General features: G+C 42.7%; 18 protein-coding genes. 2 read left to right on the forward strand and 16 right to left on the reverse strand.

All coding sequences use genetic code 11. The annotated features are described in order from the left end of the window. Positions 1-10: 10 nt before the first annotated feature. From ACZ5B7_RS26560 to ACZ5B7_RS26570, 3 genes are read right to left on the reverse strand one after another with little or no spacing between them, the layout of a single operon-like run. Positions 11-706 carry a tetratricopeptide repeat protein gene (locus ACZ5B7_RS26560; RefSeq protein WP_464491575.1) on the reverse strand — a complete coding sequence of 232 codons (696 nt, stop codon included), beginning with the start codon at positions 704-706 and terminating at the stop codon, positions 11-13. Positions 707-735: 29 nt separating this feature from the next. Next, positions 736-1,899: a cytochrome c3 family protein gene (locus ACZ5B7_RS26565; RefSeq protein WP_464491576.1), complete on the reverse strand. Its 1,164-nt coding sequence runs from the start codon at positions 1,897-1,899 to the stop codon at positions 736-738. A 25-nt stretch (positions 1,900-1,924) separates the two neighbouring features. Further along, positions 1,925-3,328 (reverse strand): NapC/NirT family cytochrome c, encoded by a 1,404-nt coding sequence (locus ACZ5B7_RS26570; protein ID WP_464491577.1) that lies wholly within the window; start codon positions 3,326-3,328, stop codon positions 1,925-1,927. A 486-nt stretch (positions 3,329-3,814) separates the two neighbouring features. Here ACZ5B7_RS26570 and secA point away from each other — a divergent pair, with 486 nt between their 5' ends. Continuing rightward, positions 3,815-6,325: a preprotein translocase subunit SecA gene (gene secA, locus ACZ5B7_RS26575; protein WP_464491578.1), complete on the forward strand. Its 2,511-nt coding sequence runs from the start codon at positions 3,815-3,817 to the stop codon at positions 6,323-6,325. A gap of 336 nt (positions 6,326-6,661) precedes the next feature. Here the strand turns inward: secA and ACZ5B7_RS26580 are convergent, their stop codons facing one another. The 11 genes from ACZ5B7_RS26580 to ACZ5B7_RS26630 all read right to left on the reverse strand — a co-directional run bounded on the left by ACZ5B7_RS26580 (position 6,662) and on the right by ACZ5B7_RS26630 (position 19,012). After that, positions 6,662-7,918: a DUF5667 domain-containing protein gene (locus tag ACZ5B7_RS26580; RefSeq protein WP_464491579.1), complete on the reverse strand. Its 1,257-nt coding sequence runs from the start codon at positions 7,916-7,918 to the stop codon at positions 6,662-6,664. A 159-nt stretch (positions 7,919-8,077) separates the two neighbouring features. Continuing rightward, positions 8,078-8,482: a cytochrome-c oxidase gene (locus ACZ5B7_RS26585; protein ID WP_464491580.1), complete on the reverse strand. Its 405-nt coding sequence runs from the start codon at positions 8,480-8,482 to the stop codon at positions 8,078-8,080. Between the two features lie 174 nt (positions 8,483-8,656). Then, positions 8,657-9,505 (reverse strand): DUF1028 domain-containing protein, encoded by an 849-nt coding sequence (locus tag ACZ5B7_RS26590; protein WP_464491581.1) that lies wholly within the window; start codon positions 9,503-9,505, stop codon positions 8,657-8,659. A 182-nt stretch (positions 9,506-9,687) separates the two neighbouring features. Then, entirely contained in the window at positions 9,688-11,298 is a 1,611-nt protein-coding gene (locus tag ACZ5B7_RS26595; protein ID WP_464491582.1) for a gamma-glutamyltransferase family protein, read from the reverse strand. Between the two features lie 177 nt (positions 11,299-11,475). Continuing rightward, entirely contained in the window at positions 11,476-12,018 is a 543-nt protein-coding gene (hpf, locus tag ACZ5B7_RS26600) for a ribosome hibernation-promoting factor, HPF/YfiA family (RefSeq protein WP_464491583.1), read from the reverse strand. A gap of 324 nt (positions 12,019-12,342) precedes the next feature. Next, positions 12,343-13,059: a phosphoribosyltransferase family protein gene (locus ACZ5B7_RS26605; protein WP_464491584.1), complete on the reverse strand. Its 717-nt coding sequence runs from the start codon at positions 13,057-13,059 to the stop codon at positions 12,343-12,345. Between the two features lie 29 nt (positions 13,060-13,088). Further along, complete coding sequence (locus tag ACZ5B7_RS26610) at positions 13,089-14,579, reverse strand: ATP-dependent helicase ComFA (RefSeq protein WP_464491585.1); 1,491 nt, start codon at positions 14,577-14,579, stop codon at positions 13,089-13,091. A 15-nt stretch (positions 14,580-14,594) separates the two neighbouring features. Next, positions 14,595-15,626, reverse strand: a complete 1,032-nt coding sequence (locus ACZ5B7_RS26615; protein WP_464494579.1) for a nuclease-related domain-containing protein — start codon at positions 15,624-15,626, stop codon at positions 14,595-14,597. A gap of 510 nt (positions 15,627-16,136) precedes the next feature. Continuing rightward, positions 16,137-16,979: a DegV family protein gene (locus ACZ5B7_RS26620; RefSeq protein ID WP_464491586.1), complete on the reverse strand. Its 843-nt coding sequence runs from the start codon at positions 16,977-16,979 to the stop codon at positions 16,137-16,139. A gap of 139 nt (positions 16,980-17,118) precedes the next feature. Next, a complete protein-coding gene (locus ACZ5B7_RS26625; RefSeq protein ID WP_464491587.1) occupies positions 17,119-17,802 on the reverse strand; it encodes a response regulator in 684 nt (227 codons plus the stop codon). A gap of 67 nt (positions 17,803-17,869) precedes the next feature. After that, a complete protein-coding gene (locus ACZ5B7_RS26630; RefSeq protein ID WP_423799679.1) occupies positions 17,870-19,012 on the reverse strand; it encodes a sensor histidine kinase in 1,143 nt (380 codons plus the stop codon). A 282-nt stretch (positions 19,013-19,294) separates the two neighbouring features. Here ACZ5B7_RS26630 and ACZ5B7_RS26635 point away from each other — a divergent pair, with 282 nt between their 5' ends. Beyond that, on the forward strand, positions 19,295-19,933 hold the full coding sequence (locus ACZ5B7_RS26635; protein WP_464491588.1) for a YigZ family protein: 639 nt from the start codon (positions 19,295-19,297) through the stop codon (positions 19,931-19,933). Between the two features lie 228 nt (positions 19,934-20,161). On the opposite strand, the gene ACZ5B7_RS26640 is transcribed toward ACZ5B7_RS26635, so the two are convergent. Continuing rightward, positions 20,162-21,712, reverse strand: a complete 1,551-nt coding sequence (locus ACZ5B7_RS26640) for an LTA synthase family protein (protein WP_464491589.1) — start codon at positions 21,710-21,712, stop codon at positions 20,162-20,164. Next, positions 21,699-22,022 carry a hypothetical protein gene (locus ACZ5B7_RS26645; protein ID WP_464491590.1) on the reverse strand — a complete coding sequence of 108 codons (324 nt, stop codon included), beginning with the start codon at positions 22,020-22,022 and terminating at the stop codon, positions 21,699-21,701. Before ACZ5B7_RS26645 ends, ACZ5B7_RS26640 begins: the two co-directional genes overlap by 14 nt. Between the last annotated feature and the right edge of the window lie 142 nt (positions 22,023-22,164).

A 22,164-nucleotide genomic window follows, 5' to 3' on the forward strand; every position in this document is an offset into this window, starting at 1 on the left:
ATCTCCTTCATTATTTGTTTTTAGACTTTATGCGATCCAATGCTTTGATTGCCGGTTTAAAGGTAGGGTCGTAAGAAAGTGATTCTTTGTAGATGTCCTCTGCCTCTTTTAGCTTTCCTTGGTCTTCCGCTACTAAGCCAGTCTCATAAATAACATCTGTATTGCCCGGTTTGAAACGATTTGCTTGTTCCAATGCAGCTGTTGCTTCTTTATACATTTTTAGCTTTCTATAGCTTCTAGCTTTTAGTAAAAGACTTTTATAGTCCTGCGGTGCCAGCTTCGCAGCTTTGGTGGCCATTTGCAATGCGTCATCGGTTCTATTCTCTTGGTCATATACAATGGCTAAGTTTAGGTAAGCCGCATAAAAATTTTTGTCTAGGTTTTTTGCTGTTTTATATTCCTTAATGGCGTTGTCATTTTCACCCTTTAAGAAGTAGGTATAGCCAAGCTGAACCCTTAGGCTCGGATCATTTGGTTTTTGCTCTACAAGCGTTTTATTATAGGTCAATTGTTTGGCAATTTCGTCATCCTTCTGGTTCCACAAATATCTTTCACTAATGTAATAGCCTGCAGATAAACATATTGCCAAGGTTCCCACAAGGAGAATAAGGGATTGCCACCATTTAAAACGGTCGGTTTTTATTTTTTTTTCTTTTTGGGTACTCCTCGTAGGTTCCTGGGCATTAGGCTGTAATTTCGCTTCCATGTTCGCCCTCCTAATCTGGTTAATTACTATTATTCTTTATGGCAAGATGTACATTTCGGCTTGTTGTGACAGGTATAGCACTGTTCAGTCGGTGCTGTAACCCCTGTAATGTCAATTGGATGGCGTTCCTTATAGTTTTTCCCATCATGCATGGCCGGATGACAGCTGCTGCATGCAATAGTCTTACTAGCATTGAAACCTGTTTTTTGGTAATCGTGGCAGGCAAGACATTTTTCCTTGCTATCTTTTGCTGTTGCACCATGTATATTGACGAATCCTTTTACGTGAGTTTCTGGTTTCGTCGTATGGCAGTTTTGGCAAAATGTGTTTTCTTTTGCATAGTCCTGAGCCGACACTTGTTTTGATTTGGTCGCTCCATTACTTAAAAATTGCTGTGAAGCCGGCTCCTCTTTTATGCCTTCTACTTCTGTTTCGGACATAAGTCCATGGCATTTATTGCAGCTTTTAATATCCTCTTTTGCTAAAGTGCCATGATTTTTTGTTTTGAAATCAGCCTTCTTGTGCGATTTAGGCTCCATTCCAGTATTATGGCATGTCTCACATGCATTGGAGACGTTACGAAGCTCATGACATTCCATACACGTTTCCATCTTCGTCCTGGTAAACTTCACATCACTCATCATCTGTTTGCCTAGTGCTGTATCCCACTTTGAGTAATCAGATTTAAACGTCACATTCCGTTCCGCAATTTTTCCGTGAGCCACTCCGCTGTGACACTGGGTACACTTGATATCCTTCGCAAGGTGTTTATCGTGCGGGATTATGATATCCCCTGAGCTGGTTACCTCACGGGTTTTCATATTATGGCATGACTCGCAGGCTGAATTTGGAATCTCTTTTGGCATCTGAATTGGCGCAGTATACGTATTTGCTTCTTTCTTATAAACCTTTAATAGCCCCTCGGCTTTATCCTTCGCTACATTTTCGACCCCTGACCCAATATGGCAATTGGCACATTCCACTTCGCTGTGCGTGGAGGCTTTCCAGGTATAATATTCTGGTTTCATCTCATGACAGGAAGCGCAAAACTTTGAGCCAGAGGACGCCTCCAGCCCTGAAAATCCGAGAAAGACGAACAGGGCCAGGAAGAACAATGCCAGCGTCAGAAATTTAAATCCTCTATAGCGAAAACGGGGAGGGGCCGTTCGTGTTTCTTTTTCTTCATCATCCATAATGCGTCCCTCCATTTTTGATTGATTAATTTTTAACTTCATCTTTAAACCCTGTTCTGTGGCAGTATTGACAATAAACATCTGTCGGTGCCTTAGCACTAGTTGAGTCGGCTGCCGGTTTTTCACGATCATGACAGACAAAGCATTCTGCTTTTTGATCTGCTGCTTTTGCTTTGTCAGCGTGAGCGGTCAGCCACTGATCGCTTTCACCGTGACCTTCAGGACGGTCGGCGTGACAAGCGGCGCAGAATTTATTGGTCCGGGCCTGATCTTTTGCAAGTGTTACGTTTGGTGTGTATTTAACCTTTTCATTGCCCATTTTGAGCAAGGAAATGATGTCTTCCTTCGGAATTTCTCTTATCCACTTGGAATCCTGGTGGCAGTTCATACATTGATCCAGCTTTTGAATGGCTGTCGTACCGTGGTTCTGATTCCAATCAACTGCTTTATGCGTTTTAGGAATGTTTAATTTTTTATGACAGGTTTCACAGGACATTGAGATTTTAACGTCCTTTTGCTGCTTACCGATTGCTTGTAAAATTAGCTCCTGCGTTTTTTCTTCATGGGCCTTTGCTAATTCTTCAGCCGTTCCGCTTCCGGAAGTTCCTTCTGCAGGTTTTGCTGTTGTTTCCTTCGCAGTTTCACCGACTGATTCTTTTTTAGTTTCATCAATCTTCTTCTCTACTTCCTCCGGATTTGGCGGAACAAGGTAGGCTACATCTTTCCAAGGCTTTTCTCCGTTGTTTACTTTGTCATGGCAGTCGATACAAGTACCCATATTCGGGCGCAGATATTTCTTTTCCATAATCTTTTCAGCGGTTTCTTTCGTAAAATTGCCACGAACCTCGTCCGTATTGATGCCGCGGGCTGCCATCTTGGCGTGAACGACACCGGCATGGCAGGAGATACATGGAATGCCTTCTTCAATATGCCCTTTGTGATTAACCTTTAGGTCACCTGAAGCGGTGACAAGGCGGTTCTTGGAGTGACATTGCATACAATTCTCGTTCGAAACAACCTCATCTTCTGTTTGGACAATTTGTTCCGGCACCCCGGTAACGTGATAGTAAACTTCTTTCAACGACTTAACCTTGTGAGTCAGCATGTTGATGGTGCCCGGCTTGATATGGCACTGGACACACGTGATATTATTGTGAGCACTGGCCGTAAAGGTTGAGTATTCTGGTGCCATTTCGTGACAGCTTGAGCAGAACGCCGGCGAGTTGGTGATGGCCAGTGCACCATAGCTACCGCCTCCAATTACAATCAACCCTATTAGTGAAATGAACATGACTTTCCATCTTGTGACCGGATCCTTCCAATCTATGTTTCTGACTTTTTGCCAAAGTCTGCGAAATAGGCCCACCTTTTTTCTATCTTCTCTTGCATCGGGATCGGTTTCTTTTTTCTTTTTCCCCCAAAAGGCCATTTTCCTCACCCTTCCCATATTTGATTGGTTCTCTATTTATTTTCCATTGCTACCTCTCTAAAGGTAGTATCTTACATTAAAAAGGAGAATCCAATGTACAATTTGTGAATATTTTTACATTCACAGAATTGATACAATTAGCTCAATAAACAACATATAAACGTTGTAATATAGAGGTTTAGTTAACAATATACACAGAGTGAAAAACTGCATTAGAACTTATTTTTATACATTAATATTTAAAAATATACAAACAATCATAGACTCTTAAAGGCAACCGATAAGTTCTATACATTTTTCACAGATTTGCCATAATTGAAGTGGATAATGGGACGTATATCCGGGAATTTTTGCTGTGTTTCTTCCATTGTTGTCACCTGCATAGTGGAAATGGTAAGATTAAATAGGAAAATTAGAGATTTTTATTGGATTCATTTTTTCTAAAAATGCTTTTGAGTCTCAGATAAAAGGAGCGTTTCATCAAATATGGGGATTTTAAATAAAGTGTTTGACCTAAATAAACGTGAGTTGAAACGGCTGGACAAGCTGGCTGTAAAAGTTGATGCGCTTGCCTCGGAAACCGAACGATTGACCGATGAGCAGCTGCGTGAAAAAACGGAAGAGTTCAAGGCCCGCTACCAAAAGGGCGAAACGCTTGATGACCTATTGGTTGAGGCGTTTGCGGTTGTCCGTGAGGGTGCCCGCCGCGTGCTTGGCCTTTATCCATACCATGTTCAGCTGATGGGTGGTATTTCTCTCCACGAGGGTAATATTTCCGAGATGAAGACCGGTGAAGGTAAAACATTAACGGCGACAATGCCCGTTTACTTGAATGCTTTGTCCGGAAAAGGCGTTCATGTTGTCACGGTCAACGAATACCTGGCAAGCCGTGACGCCACCGAAATGGGACAGCTGTATGAATTTTTGGGGCTGACCGTCGGTTTGAACTTAAACAGCATGGATAAGGATGAAAAACAAGCTGCCTATTCCTGCGATATTACGTATGGTACGAATAACGAGTTCGGTTTCGACTACCTGCGTGATAATATGGTCCTTTATAAGGAACAAAAGGTACAGCGACCACTCTTTTTTGCAGTAATCGACGAGGTTGACTCAATTTTAATTGACGAAGCGCGGACACCATTAATTATTTCTGGGTCTGCCCAGAAGTCCACGGTTCTCTATATGCAGGCAAATGCGTTTGTCCGTACGCTGAGAAGAGACCATGATTATACGTACGATGAAAAAACTAAAGCGGTTATGCTGACGGAAGAAGGCATTAGCAAGGCAGAGAAGGCTTTTGGCATTGACAACCTGTTTGATATGTCACATGTGACCTTGAACCACCATATCAACCAGGCGCTGAAAGCGATTGTGACGATGCACCTCGATGTTGATTATGTCGTTCAGGACGGCGAAATTGTCATCGTTGACCAGTTTACCGGCCGTTTGATGAAAGGCCGCCGCTATAGCGAAGGCTTACACCAGGCAATCGAAGCAAAGGAAGGCGTCGAGATCCAAAACGAAAGCATGACGATGGCAACCATTACGTTCCAGAACTACTTCCGCATGTATGAAAAACTATCTGGGATGACTGGTACAGCGAAAACAGAAGAAGAAGAATTCCGCAACATTTACAATATGAACGTTATCGTCATTCCGACGAATCGTCCAATTGCCCGAGATGACCGTGCCGATTTAATCTACGCATCAATGGCAGGCAAGTTCAATGCTGTTGTCGAGGATATCGCCGAGCGCCATCAAAAAGGACAGCCTGTACTTGTGGGTACGGTCGCAATTGAAACATCTGAACTGATTTCCCGGTTGCTTTTGAAAAAGGGTGTTCGCCATAATGTCTTGAACGCGAAAAACCATGCACGTGAAGCGGAAATTATCTTAGAAGCGGGTCAGGCAGGAGCGGTCACGATTGCGACGAACATGGCCGGACGTGGTACCGATATTAAACTTGGCGAAGGTGTTAAAGAGCTGGGCGGACTTGCAGTAATTGGTACCGAGCGTCACGAGAGCCGACGTATTGATAACCAGCTGCGCGGTCGTTCCGGACGTCAAGGGGACCCTGGTATCACTCAGTTCTACTTATCCATGGAAGATGAATTGATGCGCCGCTTCGGTTCTGACAACATGAAAGCAATGATGCAAAAACTTGGCATGGATGATACCCAGCCAATTCAAAGTAAAATGGTATCTCGGGCTGTGGAAAGTGCGCAGAAACGCGTAGAGGGCAACAACTTTGATGCCCGGAAACAGCTATTGCAATATGATGATGTGCTTCGTCAGCAGCGCGAGATTATTTATACGCAGCGTGATGAGGTACTCGAATCCGAGAATTTACGTGAAATTGTCCAGAATATGATTTTGCGCTCCATTCAGCGCCATGTTGAGGTCAATGCGCCTGGACATATGGATGAAGAAGAATGGAATCTTAAAGGGATTGTCGACTTTGCCCATGCAAACTTGCTTGGGGAAGGCGCTGTGACGGTTGAAGACTTGCGCGGCAAGGACCAGGAAGAGATGACCGAGTTTATTTTTTCTAAGTGTAAAGAGCACTACGAGGAAAAAGAAGAGCTTCTGTCACCTGAGCAAATGCGCGAGTTTGAAAAGGTTGTTACATTGCGTGCTGTCGATTCAAAATGGATTGACCACATCGATGCGATGGACCAGCTTCGCCAAGGGATTCACCTGCGGGCTTACGGACAAACGGATCCTTTACGCGAATACCAGCATGAAGGCCTTGCAATGTTCGAGGCAATGGTGGAGTCAATTGAGGATGAAGCGGCCATGTACATCATGAAAGCGGAAATTCGCAATAACCTTGAGCGCCAAGAGGTCGCCCAGGGCCATGCCGTAAACCCAAAGGAAGACGGCGAGGCTGTGAAGAAGAAGCCGAAGGTAAATAAAGAGAATGTTGGACGGAATGACCCATGTCCTTGCGGAAGCGGGAAGAAGTATAAGAATTGCCATGGGGCAGGGATATAATATTTGGATATGAGATGGAGTCGGCAATTGGATTGCTGGCTCTTTTTTTGGTTTTGTAGCATTCGAATTAATCCTCACTACATAAATTAGGGGGTTTACGACAAAGTTTCGAAGGTTCACAACATCGTTTTAAACATTCATGACACAAACCAGAGGTCTCACCACATTAATTGGTATAATTCGGATCCATGTTCTTTTTCCTATCTTCCTCCTACAAAATCTGCGGATCTCACAACATAATATCATGACAAAAAAGAGCCAGAGCGTACCACCCTGACTCAGTGTCTATGATCCCGGTTTAACCGAGGCCATTCCAAATTTTAAAATTTATTAGAATTAATGATTTCCGTTCCCATGTGCTTGTTCAGCTTTATTAGCGGCCTCACCATGCTTTTGGGCTGCTTGGGCTTGTTTTTCTTGAGCTCTTTGTGCTGCTGCAGCTTGTTTTTCAGCAGCTTTTGCAGCGGCTTGAGCTTGCTTTTCAGCAGCTTTTGCTTGAGCTGCAGCTTGGTGCTCTGCCCCTTTATTAGCAGATTCAGTTTGAACTGCAGTATCCTCGCCTTGGCTGCTTTCTTCTGTTACAGTTGCTGCTTCGTCTGTAGTTTGCGTAGTTTCTTCAACTGCTGTTTCGGTCTCTTGTTTCTTTTGCTTTCCTAGCGCTTTACCATGTTTTTTCACGGTTGCTGTTTGATCGTCGGAAACTTTTTCTTCAATCTGCTTCACTTGTTCAGCAAAATCAGCATCTTTCTCTTCAAGCTTGGCAAACTTCTTGTCAAGTTTTGCAAATGATTTTTGAATGTTTTTCATTAAAGCCTGTTGGGCAGTCGGATTTTTCACATGGCTAAGGGCACCCAGTAGCGCATCGATGTTGTTAGCTAACTTGCCTTCAACAGTACCTTCAGCAGTGGTTTGTGTATCGTCAGTTTTTTCAACATCAGCAGTTTGAGTGTCGTCTGCCTTTTCCACATCAGCGGCATCTGTGTCAGTGCCTTCTTCAGAAGCTGTAAGCTGCTCCGCTGCCTTCTCTTGTGTTGCAAGAGCGTCCTTAAGTAGCTGCTCCGCTTCGTCCGTTTTACCATCTGCAATCAACGCGTTTGCTTCAGCAATACGTTCTGCAGCAAATTGAGCCAATAGCTGTGCTTCTTTATAATCGTCAAAAGTAAATGCAAGGCGGATTTTTTCAGTGATGGTTTTTACAAAATAAAAGAAATCTCCAGGTACCAATGATGGCGCTTCAGCTTTTTCAACATCTTCTGTTTTTGCTTGGTCCTCTGTAGTTGCTTCATCATCGGCCGCCACAGTTTCGTCAGCATCAGTGTCTTCTACTGTTGCTTCGTCTGATGGAGTTTCAGCTTCTTCGGAAGTTGTTGTTTCTGTTGCATTACTTTCTTGTTCAGTAGTGGTTTCCTCAGTTGCGTTTTCAGTAGTCGTTGCTGTTTGATCTGTAACCTGTTCTGTAGTCGTACCTGTTACTGCAGAATCCTCCGCTGTGTCATTACCAGTAGCAAAGGCCGCCCCTGCTCCTACTGAAAAAATAAGTGAAGATGCCAGTACACCGCTAGTTACTATGTTTGTCAGTTTCTTGTTTTTCATGTCTTTTATTGCCTCCTTGTGAAGTTCTACTAAACTTTACGTCAGGTCTTTTTCTTTTTTGTAGGTGTTATTAAAAGTTTTTTGTAAAAGGTTATATTTACCTACTCATTACAAAAAGACGACCATCAAAATATAAGATAGCCGTCTAAGAAAGTCCTATTAAACTGAAAATTTATTACCAGATTGTACGTTTGTACCTTTTCCAACATGTTTGAAAAGGTTTATTGTGAAACAAATAACGCCTACAACCACAACAATGGAGCCGATAACCGCTACCGGCAGGGCCGCCATACTTCCAGTTAAAACCTGTGTTGCAATTCCGACCATCATCACCGGCAAACCGATATTATGGAACCAAAAATGTGTTTTTGCCAGCTTCGTGTTGGCTGCTTGCGGATAAAAATGATAAATAAGTCCGAATATCGCCATCGACACCCATCCAAGCAGGTTAATGTGAGCATGTACTGATGCCAGACGGAAGTCATGGATAATTCCCATCGTGATTCCTGCTAAAACCCCAATTGTAAAATAAATAGATGCAACCTTTAAAAATGCTTTGCCCATCCTCTTCCTCCAAAAGACCTATATTGTATACTTTTCCAATTTAATAGATTTTTACCATATTTTCAATAGATTTTGAGAAAAAACACTATGATGATAGTGAAAATTAACTAGATGATTTGAGCAAATGGAAAATACCCCCAATAAAAGAACCCTCCAGTAAGTGGAGGGCAATGTTTATTTCTTGTTATTCTTCATAAATTCAAGGACTTCTAGGTCAATCCAGCCCCTCTTTTGTTCTCTCATTTCGAAGTTTTCCGTATGAATAAAAGTGGTGAGCGCCTGATAGATTTTATCATCACTGCTGTCAGCGCCCGGAAGGTACCCTAAACGTTTTAAATGTTGTGTTACCTCTGTTTTAACTTCTCCTTCAACTGATGCTATTTTTTCAGGCTTAGATGGCGAAAAATAGAGCTGCTGAAGCTGATATATTCTGATTAACTCCTTGATTGGGTCAGGATGGTCGTCCACGCGAAGGTCGATGTACCGGTCGTTATAGCCGCCGTAGCCGCCTTTTTCTTTCACGACATAAAGGGCGGCAGATTGTTTGCCGCGGCTGTCACCGCCCGCTTCCTGCCCGGCATCTAAGGAAGCAAGAAGCCTTTCAGCCAATGTTCCCTCCGCTTTTTGAAAAATTTCAGTCATCGCCTGGACTGTTTTTTCATCCACTAAAATGTTTCCCTGCGCAGCAAAGTGTGGTCCTGTGACGCCACCGGCCCAGTTATAGCAGGCGCTTCCGGTAAATGTTGCGGCATTGCCATTTGCATCAATGAGTCCCACCTGGCGCATTTCTTTGTCAGGATCATCGGCAAGGATGACTTCAAGTGTTTCTTGTGCTGACTTTCCTTGTGCCATCAGTTCAAGAGCCCTTGGACCGTAAGCCGTATTGGCATAGGATTGGGTTGCAACCGCCCCGATTCCCGCTTTGGCCCACGGAACTACCGCTCCTACGCCTAAAAATTTGGATTGAACGGCAATACCCCATTCTTTTTCCACTGGGTCATAACCGACGATTGAAAATGTCATTTGATTTGCCTCTCCTTTTGAAGTAATCCGCTGATTTAGAGCGGATATCCGCCGAGTATGCTGTTTTATCCGCCGAATCTCGGAAATATCCGCCTAATTAGAATTGTTATCCGCCGAATTTTAAGGTTTATCCGCCGAACGGAGTTTTTTAAGACCATGTCCGAGCTTCCGCAGTCCTTGAATCACCAAGCCGCAACGCCCCCGTCTGTCCGTGGTTCAGTGCCGCCGATCAAAACGCCAGTATCCGGGTCACGCCAGATGATCTGCCCACGACCAAACGAGCCTGTGTCAAGGGCAACCTCAATCTGATGTCCTTTCCGGGCCAAGGCCTGAGCAATGTGGTTCGGAAAATGCGGCTCGACTTGAATTTTCTTCCCTTCAATCCACTGCCACCTAGGAGCGTCCAGCGCAGCCTGCGGGTTCAAACCAAAGTCAACCGTATTCATGATGACCTGCATATGGCCTTGTGGCTGCATATATCCGCCCATTACGCCGAATGGCCCAACTGGCAGATCTCCTTTTGTCAAGAAACCTGGGATTATGGTGTGGTACGTTTTGGAGCCCGGTCTTAGTGCATTGGCATGCGAAGGGTCCAATGAGAAATCGTGACCACGGTTCTGCAGCGATACCCCGGTGCCTGGCACCACAATACCTGAGCCGAAGCCCATATAGTTGCTCTGAATGTATGACACCATGTTCCCTTCACCATCGGCGGCAGCGAGGTAGACTGTTCCTCCACGCGGCAGCTCATACGGAAGCGGCTGGAGCGCTTCGTCAGTGATTTCCCGGCGTCTCGTATCACCATACTCGTCGCAAAGAACATCAGCTATCTTCATTTTCATAAAAGTTGGATCAGTGATATAGGCCTTGCCGTCGGTGTAGGCAAGCTTCATAGCCTCGATTTGCTTGTGATATGTATCGATGGTTTCCTTTTCAGTAAGTTCAAAGCTCTTGACGATATTCAATGCGAGCAGCGCCACTAGCCCCTGTCCGTTCGGCGGAATCTCCCACACATCGTAGCCGCGGTAGTTCAGCTTAATCGGCTCAACCCACTCGGCCCTGTACGATTCCAAGTCCTTTTTTGAAATAAATCCATTGTAGCGCTCGGAAAAGGCTGCTATTTGGTCGGCGATTTGCCCACGATAAAAGCTTTCAGCATTCGTATTCGCGATGGAGCGCAACGTTTCTGCGTGGTCCGGAGAACGCCAGATTTCGCCTGCCTTTGGCGCGCACCCATTAGGGGCAAATGTTTCAAACCAAGGCTGGAATTCTTCGCTGGTGAGCGTTTGTTTGTAATGCTGGTAGGCGCGTCCCCAGTTTTTCGCAAGAACAGGCGTCAATGGATAGCCGTTTTCGGCATAGTCAATGGCAGGCTGGAGTACCTCTTTTAGCGGGAGGCGGCCAAATTTTTGGGAGAGCTCTGCCCATGCTGAAGGTGCGCCTGGAACTGTTACCGGGATAAGACCATGTTCCGGCATTTTATCATAGCCGCGCGCCTTAACTGCATCAATAGTCAGCGATTTTGGGGCCGGGCCGCTGGCATTCAGTCCATGAAGCTTGCCCTTCGTCCAAACGAGTGCAAAGGCGTCACTGCCGATGCCGTTAGAGGTTGGTTCAAGGACCGTTAATGCCGCTGCCGTTGCAATCGCGGCATCGATGGCGTTACCGCCTTTTTTTAGGATATCAAGACCTGCTTGAGCGGCGAGCGGCTGGGAGGTGGCCACCATTCCTCGCTGTGCAAAAACGGTCGTTCGGTGGGATGGATACGGATTGTACTGATAATCAAAATTCATTTGAGAACCCCTCTTTCATTTGTATATTACTTCCATTATAAAGAAGATTCTGAATTTAGGGTACCGTAATATTTTCATAGTGATGCAAAAGAACCGTCCCCGTGCATCATCCCCGTGCATCACCCATTAAAAAACGCTGCCAGGGGATAGGCGCCCCAGCAGCGTTTTGATAGTTTATTAATGTGCTTCGATTAAACCGTAACGGCCATCTTTACGCTTGTATACAACGTTTGTACGGTTAGTGTCGGAATTTGTGAACACGTAGAAGTTATGGCCTAACATATTCATCTGCAGGATTGCTTCTTCGCTGTCCATTGGCTTAAGGTCGAAGCGTTTCGTACGAACTAATTCCAGCTCCTCATCGTCATGGACATCTGAAGTATTCGTAGTTGTGAATTGGAAATCAACATTTCCTTTTTCACGGAACTTGCGGTTCACCTTTGTTTTGTGCTTTCTGATTTGACGCTCTAGCTTGTCAGTGATCAGGTCAATCCCAGCATACATATCCTGGTTTGTTTCTTCGGCACGCAGTACTAAATTTGGAAGTGGAATTGTTACCTCGACCTTGGAAGTTTTATCTGGATTGAATCTAAGATTCACGTTAACTTTTGCATCAGGTGCTTCTGTAAAATAACGCTCCAATTTTGAGATTTTCTTTTCTACATACTCTCTGATTGCTGGAGTTACCTCAATGTTTTCACCACGTACGTTATAGTTCATGTGTGGAGTCCTCCTTTATTTTAAGGCTATGTATTACATTTCTATTTTACCCTATGATTATCCTGCTGAATCAATATAAATTGTTTGTCGATTTATTGACAAAAACAATGGGAAAATAGTGACAATGTTTTAAACAGCCTTTGACTTATGTGGGGAAATTTACTATTATGAATGGTTGTTCATCTTTATTTTAATATTCATTGGGACAATTTGCCACTAATATGTTTAGGGAATATGGGAAATTGATTTGAAACGATAGAGGATTGCCCTAGTTGTCTGGCTGAGGTGGACAGTGTTCACGAGCGGTGCCTGACACCATTACTCCTATCTAGCTATTGTTATTGACCAGACTGCGTCAGCGCCTGCTTGTTTAAGGAGTTTTGCAGCGTGCCTTAGGGTAGAGCCGGTGGTGTAGATGTCGTCGATAAGGATGACCTTTTTTCCATAGAGGTTGGTTTGGGCGTCGATTTGAAATACTTGGGGGAGATGGATTCGCTCCGACCTGGATTTTTTAGACTGCTTTTCGGTGTGGATCCGCGAAAGTATATCAGTTGGCATTATTCCTGATTCTTCCAAAATTGAGGCTGCCTGATTGAAGCCCCGTTCGTAAAGCCTTTCTTCGCTTAACGGGATCGGCACAAATAAATCAGCTTCCCACCCTTTTATAACCTCCTTGAAGTAATCTGCAAACACTTTTGCTAGTACATAGTCCCCGCGAAATTTATATTTGGCCATAACTTCCTTTAAAAAGTCATTATAAAGAAAAATTGAAGTATTCTTTTGAAGGAATCCTTGCCAGTCAGGATCCTCTTCCCAGCGTGTACAATCATGGCATAATTCGCCGTCGCGAAATTGCTCGTCCAACAGCCGGAACGGTCTGCTGCACATCCGGCAGATATCTCCTTCTATTTTTTCAAACTTCGCATCACAATCTGTGCATACACGGTGCTCTTTTTCTTTTGAAAAAATAGCTCCCCATCGTATATCCGGATATATTATTTCCTGGCAGATAAGACATCGATTTTGACTGAGAAAATTCATTTGTTCTATCCCTTTCTTTGAAAGTTCGATTACACGTCAATCAGCCCCCGCTTCACCCCCTCTCGGTTCATCGTGACAATCTGCTTTCTAGCCTTCAGCATCTCCTCTGTTTTTCCATAATGAAAAAAAGTCACCACTCCATCCGGGTAATCCTTGCTTCGTCCTGCTCTGCCGGCGATTTGCACAAGTGCACTTTCGGTAAAAATCAAATCCTCGGCACCCACAACAGCAACATCAATATTGGGAAAAGTAACGCCCCGCTCAAGGATGGTGGTCGTTAGCAGCAGTGGGATTTCTTTGGCCCGCATCCTTTGCACCTTTTCCTTACGTTCAGGGTCTTCCGCTTGAACGGCCTCGATTCTGGAATCGAGCTTGCGCAGTAATGGGAGTGCTTTTTCCATTAATTTTATATGAGGGAAGAAAACAAGTGCCTGTTTGCCGCTCTCGAGCCTGTCTTTGCTCCACCGAAGAACATTGGCAGGAAGCCTGCCTTTTTGGAGCTGCTTTTGCCAGTTGCCGCACCATGCAAATTCAGGAACAGGCAGAGGATTGCGATGGAACCGGGCCGGAATGGTAATAAACGACCGTTTGCCAGTGCGGCATTCTCTTTGCCATTTTTGATTAGGGGTAGCAGTTAGGTAAATCATCGCGGAAGACGGTTTCCGGGCCTGAACCGCTGCATGCTGGAGCGATTCCTCGACCGTGTAAGGGAAGGCGTCAACCTCGTCCAATATCAGCGCATCAAACGCTTGATAAAAGCGGAGAAGCTGGTGTGTAGTGGCGATGGTTAAAGGGGCATAAAGATGGCGGTCTTTGCTGCCGCCGTAAAGGGAAGCAACTTTGATATCGGGAAATGCTGCCTCTAGCCTTGGCGTCAGTTCAAGAACTACGTCTGTTCTCGGTGTGGCGATGCAGATTCTTTTTTGGACAGAGAGCGCAGCTTCAATTCCTGCAAACAACACCTCGGTTTTCCCGGCCCCGCAAACGGCCCAAACAAGCCACTCCTTTTTTTGCCGGATAGCCTCTACTACCTTGTCAGAAGCCAGCCGCTGCCCTTCTGAAAGAATACCATTCCAGGTCATAATTTTTTGTGGAAGGTCGGTTTCAGGCACTAGACCATTCCAGCCAATTAATGGAGTGCATTCACTGATTCTTCCCATCATGATACAGTGGCGGCAATAAAGGCAGTTTTCACCGCACCGAGAGCAAGAGAAGCCGGCGAACATCCGTTGATCCTTGTTACCGCATCGCATACACACTGGCTTTTTCCCGATATAGTCAATTCCTTTACGATATGTAACATAGCCATTTTCATAGTGCGATTGAATTTCGTTTAGTGGGAGTGGGATATCTTCAAGGAGGAGCTGCTTGCCGGTGAGAAGCTGTTGAAGTTCGCAGCTGTATGGAAAGTCAGGGTTTAATGACGGCTGCGGGATTTCTGGGATTTGTGTGATTCGATAGGAATCTTCTGCGGGAAATTTTTGCGGGATGAGTTTTTCATCCTTTATTTGAAAACGCATGGGGGGCACCTTCTTTTAACTTTTTATCAAAAAATTCGCATATTTTTGTTCATTTTCTAAAGTAGCCATAATATTTTGAGGCTCCCATTCCAGAAGTGGGAAATAAATACGCCCCCTCTTCTCTCCTTCATAGGGTAATTTCAAAAGACGAAGCTTTTTTTGGGCTGTATGGACTGTCGGCAGATGAAGAAAGCTGCGGCACTCTGCATTGGTAATTGATGAATTTATTAGAAGAAAGTAGTCTCTGATGGCATCAATAAAGGCATCTTTTGAGGTGTAAAGGCAGATTGGGCAAATCCAGCTTCTACGTTCGTACACCATCGGGATATGAAGGCAATCGGGGCATCGGACTCCTGACCGGATGTCATTTCTCGTCAAACCATATTCTTTTAAGATATTGATTTTTTGCGGAGTGTGATGACTTAATAAGAAATTTGCAATTTTATAGATAGTCTCTTCATCCACTCTTGGCTGGTTATATGTATTTTCAAAGGTTTCAATTTTTTTAAATATATCCCTTGATTTGCATACCTTTTTAAATGCGTTTGGATCATTGCTGTTGCTTTTTAAAAAGGTCTTTGTGCTGCTGAAAAAAACAAGCTGGTCGATAGGCAGAAAATTCATTCCGTATTTCGCCAACAATCTTCCTAATAATATACGCAGCCTTTCAGCCTGAACACGAGGATCTTCAAAAATCTCTTCAGTACCATCCGGTTTAACCCGAATTAATTGGTTAAATTGATTGTCGAATATCAATGTTCCAGCTATATTTTTCGCTTCAATAATGAGAATGCCGTTTCTTGAGATGAGAAGTGTGTCAATTTGGAAATGAAATCCGTTGTATTCGAGTTGAAGGTCGTGGAAGATAACATATTTTTCTTGGGGGAGTTGTTTTACAAAATTTCTTAAGGCTAGTTCACCTCGAAAGCCAGCTTTTCTTTTCGCGAGGTCTTTTTCGATTTCCGGTTGTTTAGGATGGCCGATTAAAATACGGTAAACCAGGACTTGGGTTAAAACCAGTCTCAGGGGGACGGGCAAGTCTCTCATTAACAATGGAATCATCGCTCCTTTATTAAAAAATACAACTACATTTTACAACTACTGTTTAAAGTTGTCGAATTTTAGCTAATGACGGTTTGATAGATTTATAAGGTGCGACCTCCTAAGCTGGGGTATTCGCCGAAATAGGTTAGTTTTTCGCCATTTATTAGGCAATATTCGCCCAACTATATTGGTTTTAACCGATTCTTTTAAGTTATTCACTGGTTCCGTTGACTTATTCGCCAATCCCTTTGATTACCTTTTTTCTCGACACGCTGGCCCAGTCTCCGGTTTGCTAGCTATTTTTAGCTGGCCATTACGTTATTCGCCCGTTTTGAACAGATATTCGCCAAACTTAGAAGGTTATTTCGCCGACAAGGTTAGTTATTCGCTGAAATTAGGTGACTATTCGCCAATTTATATAACTTATTCGCCAAACCTATTTACTACATAGTAACCCCCAGCAAATAAAAAAAACCATCCCAGCAACCCGGAATGGCCAGTACCTTCAAAAACCTATTTCTTCATCCACCCCATACCCATAGCACCTTCCCCAAGATGGGTACCAATAACAGCCCCGAAGTAGCCGATGGTAAAGTCGACGTTCGGATAGAGAGACTCAAGCTCCTTCTTCCACTCTAGTGCTTCCTCCTCGCGATTGGCATGGATCACTACAGCCTGGTAGCGGCCGCCGCCCATTGCATCCTCACCAAGCAAATCTGCAATTCGTTTCATCGCTTTTTTGCGGGTGCGAATTTTTTCAAAAGGGACGATTACCTTGTCCACAAAATGCAATAGAGGTTTAACCTGCAGCAAGCTGCCGATTAAAGCAGCTGCTCCTGATAACCGGCCGCCACGCTGGAGATGCGACAGGTCGTCAACCATGAAATAAGCGCGTGCTGTGCGCTTCAGTTCTTCTAATCGCGCCATAATCCGCTCGGGATCCATTCCCCTAGATGCCCATTCCGCAGCTTCTAATGCATAAAACCCTTGAACCATGCAGCTAATTTCCGAATCAAAGGAAAATACTTTGATACCCTCGACCATCGTTCCAGCCGTTACCGAGCCCTGATATGTGCCACTGATGCCGCTCGATAAATGGATACTGATAACCGCATCGTAACCCTCCGCCGCAAACCGTTCAAACAACTCCACAAATTGGCCGATCGGCGGTTGGGATGTCGTCGGCAGGTCCTTTGTCTTTACCTCTTCGAAAAACTGTTGACAGTGAATATCGACTTCTTCCCGGTAGACTTCATTGCCGAAAATGACATTCAACGGGATCATATGTATATTCCATTTATCTAGTAATTTCTTTGGAATGTATGCCGTACTGTCTGTGACAATTGCCGTTTTCATATGTATGTTTACCATCCTTATTTTTTTACAATAATACTGCTCATTATTTTATCAAAACAACTTTCTCCAAAGAAGAAAAAGAACACGCATTACGCGTGCTCTCCCATCATAACATAAAATTAGTTTTTCAGAAAAATAACTACCTAACTTCTACCCAGCCATTCTTAATCGCCACAACAACAGCCTGAGTACGGTCATTAACATTCATTTTTTGCAAGATATTAGATACATGGTTCTTAACGGTCTTTTCACTGATGTAAAGCGCTTCGCCGATACCGCGGTTGCTTTTTCCATCGGCCAGCATTTGCAGTACCTCGCACTCACGGCGTGTCAATAAATGAAGCGGACGGCGGATTTCAATCGTCTGCACGTAAGAACCTCCACGGGTCACACCTGCTGCTAGTTTGCGATATTCATTGACTAAATTATGAGTCACCTTTGGATGCAGGTAAGAACCTCCGTCTGCCACGACACGGACTGCTTCAATCAACGCATCGGCATCCATTTCTTTTAACAGATAGCCACAGGCACCTGTCTGCAGTGCGTGAGTGACATAATTCTCATCATCATGAATAGAAAGGATGATGATCTTTGTATCCGGATATTTAGCGACTAGCTCGCGAGTTGCCTCGACACCATTCATTTGTGGCATATTGATGTCCATAATGACAACATCAGGACGGTGCTCTTCAACAAGCGTTAATGCCTCGGTGCCGTCATCGCCTTCTGCCACAACCTGGAACGATTTCTCAAATTCTAGTATTCTTTTAACACCTTCTCTAAAAAGCTGGTGATCGTCAATAATAATAATTTTTGTATTCATGTGTAACGCCTCCTAGTTTTCAAAAATTCCCCATCAGAGAATGTTACTTTCGTTTTATAATCTAAGCTTAGTTCATTAACGGCACATGGATGGAAACAGCGGTGCCCTTGCCGATTTTCGAATCAACCGTCAAATCGCCTTCAAGCAGGTCGACCCTTTCTCTCATGCCCATCATGCCGAAGGAACCCGGCTTCTTTTGGTTCGTATCGAAACCGACGCCGTTGTCCTTTATTAACACTTTCACACTGGTGTCCGTCATTTCCAATTGAACTTTTATGGAGCAGGCATTGGCATGCTTGAGCGCGTTTTGCACCGATTCCTGAATAAGCCGGAAGAGGGCAACCTCATATTTCGTCGGAAGTCTCTTCTCATTTCCTATTTTCACAAATTCAATTTTTGAATGATTATGATATTCTTCAATGGTCTGCAAATACTTTCTGAGGGTCGGAACGAGCCCCAAATCATCCAATGCCATCGGACGCAGGTCGTAAATAATCCGGCGGACCTCATAAAGTGCTGAGCGAACCATTTTCTTAAAGCTCTGAATCTCTGCGAATGCATCATCAGGACCTTTCTCACGAAAAACACGATCCACAATATCAGAACGCATGATGACATTTGCCAGCATTTGCGCCGGACCGTCGTGAATTTCTCTTGAAAGACGCTTGCGCTCTTCCTCCTGGGCCTCAATAATTTTCAAGCCCAAATCCTGCTTCGCTTTGGCATTTTCAAACGCTTCGCCAAACTGTTTTAAGTCGCTCTGCAGGTAATTCATGACCACGCAGATTTGCGAAATCAGCTGCTCTGCACGTTCAATCGTATCATTTATACCAACAAGCCTGTGTTCGAGTTCTTCTCTTTTTTCAAGAAGCTGCTTTCGGTATTGCCAATTGATGGAGAGATCCATTTGCAGCTGATGCGCCTTTTCGTAGGCGTCACGTACCTCCTCCTCCGAGAAGGTTTTCATGTTCATGCTTACTTCTGAAAGTCTGTGCCTCGCGGCAGTAACCTGCGCCTCCAGCTGATTTCCTTCCTCAATAAGCTTAGCCATCACTTCCTTAATGTTCGCCAGCTCATTGGTGATGCTGTCAAAATCAGTACGGCATTGCTCGCTGATGCGGAAGATATCACTTTTGCTGCAGGTAACAGCTTCAATCATCGCTTCACGAATGTCATCAATCGATTTCAAATCTAATTGCTTTAAATTCATTTCAGATTCCTCCGGGGCTTTTTTTCCCTTAGGCCTTTAACATACTTTACCATTTTTTGAAATACTTTGCTAAGCTATAATTATTGCTTACGTGACTTTTGTAAAAAAGTAGTATAATTACTATATTAGACTACTACCTTTAGCCTATTACAAGGTACTATAAAGCTGTATTTATTATATCATTCGAACTTTACACCCATATTATAGGTATATTACATTAATTTTTTTAAAAAATATTATATTACATTAGTGTGACGTTTTTGCTAAAGAAAGGAGTTTAACATGCTGCCTCGTTACTTAACTGTAAAAGAGTATGGAGAACATGAAATAAATATCCAAAAGTCCCGTTTTATTGCCCAACTGAAAAGAGTGGAATCCGAACAAGATGCCCAAGACTTTATACAGGGGATCAAGAAAAAACATTGGAACGCCACTCATAACTGCTCAGCTTACCTAATTGGCGAGCATGACCAAATCCAAAAAGCGAACGATGACGGCGAGCCAAGCGGCACGGCCGGCGTCCCTATCCTTGAAGTTTTGAAAAAGAGACAGCTGAAGGACACGGTTGTCGTAGTTACCCGCTATTTTGGCGGGATCAAGCTCGGTGCAGGCGGCCTGATTCGCGCATACGGAAAAGCTACTTCTGATGGTCTAGATGCAGTCGGTGTTGTCGAAAGACGGCTAGTTCAAATTATGCAGGTGAAAATCGACTACACCTGGCTTGGGAAAATTGAAAGAGAACTGCGTTCTTCCGAGCACAAAATTAAAGATATTCTCTATTTAGATAACGTCCAAATTGATGTCTATGTCGAGGAAGATAAGGTTCAAATCTTTATGGACTGGATGGTGGAACTGACCAATGGACAATGTATGCTGGGCAAGGGCGAAACGGTCTATTTGGAACAAGATTTTATTAGGTAATTCAGGATGTTCTTTCTTTGAATTATAGTAGGACATTTGGCGGGAGGCAATTGGGAAAAAAATATTTGGTTTGGCCTTTAGGCCAAAAAACAGAATAGAAAAATTAAAGGGGTCCCATTCGAGACCCCTTTAATTTTTTTATTTTAACCTAAAATTTACAGTATTTTTATCCAGGATTAATTTATTTATGATTAAATAAAAGAAAAGGTACTTACAGAATGACTGTTTTTACTTTTTAGCCTTTAATAATTCCAAGTAATCATCCTTCAAGATTTTGTCATTATAGAATTTTGAGTTTTTAGCTAACTCATCATTTAAGTTTAATATTCCTTGTTCTTCCGCTAATGTTTTCCTATTTGAAAATAGATTTGTTCCGATTCCTAACCGGTCTCCTTCGATTTTAACACCAATACTCGCTAAAATTGTTGGATACATATCCATGGATGAAAATAATCTGTTTTTCGAATTTATTGGCTCAATAGCGGAATTTATAATTGCATTATAAATGGTTCTTTCATAGCCCTTATACATATGGGATTCGAAGTATTTAGGATCTTGCATACTGTGATGGTCTCCCATTATTACTAGAGTTGAATTTTCATAAAAATCCTGTTGTTTTAACCACTCTACAAAATCATTTACTTGTTTAGAAGAATACGCAAAGACATTTTCATATTGACTTTTGTATAAATCCTCAGCTGCACTCTCCATATACCCATCTGTAAAATGTGTATTAGCAGTTAGGAAGGAAAAGCTAAAAGGTTTATCCGAATTCGCTAAATTGGTTATTTCCTCCTTAGCCCAATCAAATAGATGGGTATCATCAAACCCCCACCAAACTTTTTCATCTTCGGACATTTTCCCCTCATTGATTGCAGTCTTAAGGTCAAATATCTTGTAATTTCCATGTCTTAAATAATAATTACTACGTCCTCCAAAAGTAGCTTCCGAACCAAACATAGCCTCTAGATTATATCCTTCTTTATGCAATAGATCCCCCAATGTATAAGCTCCCCCTAAAAAGTTATTAGAAGAAGTATACTCATTTCCATCAATAGGAATTTTCAGCGGAATACCTGAGGTAGTTGAAACAAGTCCTGCTACAGTCCATTGGGTGCCAGGAGCAAACAGGGCACCACCGATTTTATCAGAATTAGAGAAATTAATATTTTCCTTTGCAATACTTGCTAGCTCTGGAATAACAGAATATCCCCAACCTCCACCATTTTCCTTATCAATAAATGTGTTTTCAGTTGATTCCAAATATAAAATAATTAAGTTTCTTTTCTCATTAGGAAATGTAATAGAAACGTCGGCGGGATTAACATAATTATCATCAATTATTGATGAGTAATTTGTTATACTTTTGATGTATTCGTTCAAACCTAACATATTATAACTAAGAACTAATGAAGCCAATAGCACTGCGGAAGAATAGATGATTCTGTATTTATATAAAAACTTGTTTGGCAAAATTGTAAAACAGTACTTCTTATTTTTAATTTTAACATCAATAATATATTTCCTTTTTTTTAAGCGGATAAAGGGAATTAGTAAAAAGAGAAATAATAATAAAAATGGCACAAAACTTAATACTATGGCGTGTATAATAACATCGGTGGATGTACCATTTAGTCCATTAAAAAGATAATAAACCATTTCGTCCGCATTTTGATTCGCAAAATTTAACTTTATATGTATAGATGCTGAAATAATTATTGAGGTTATAAGCAATAACAATATTGAAAAGATATTAATAATAGTCTTATTCTTCTTCATCTTTTAATGTCACCACTCTAAGACCGATACTGAAATTTAATTCTAAAAACCGATAAATTATTGCAATTACTATTGCTATAAAGGTAGCCATGATACTATATTTCACTGTAAAACTGTCTGTGTAAATAAAAGACACTGTTTTTCTCAAGTATATTAAGAATGCATAACATATACAGTTTGTGATTAGGATAAATAAAACAGTATTACACAACCCGTCAAAAAAAGTTACTTTTTTTAATGTAAGTTTGGAATAGAATAGTAATCCTATTATTGAAGGCATAATTAATGCCATTACTTCATTAAAAGTCATTGGTACCCCCCCAAATAATAAACATAAAATTATACCGAATAAACTCCTCCGGAAAACGCATTAAATATTATTTTAGTTAATAATCAAATATTTTTCAAAGTGATTTTTTTCCAAAAAACTCCTTGTTAATTTGAAATGCCCT

The organism is Neobacillus sp. S1115 (assembly GCF_055385565.1).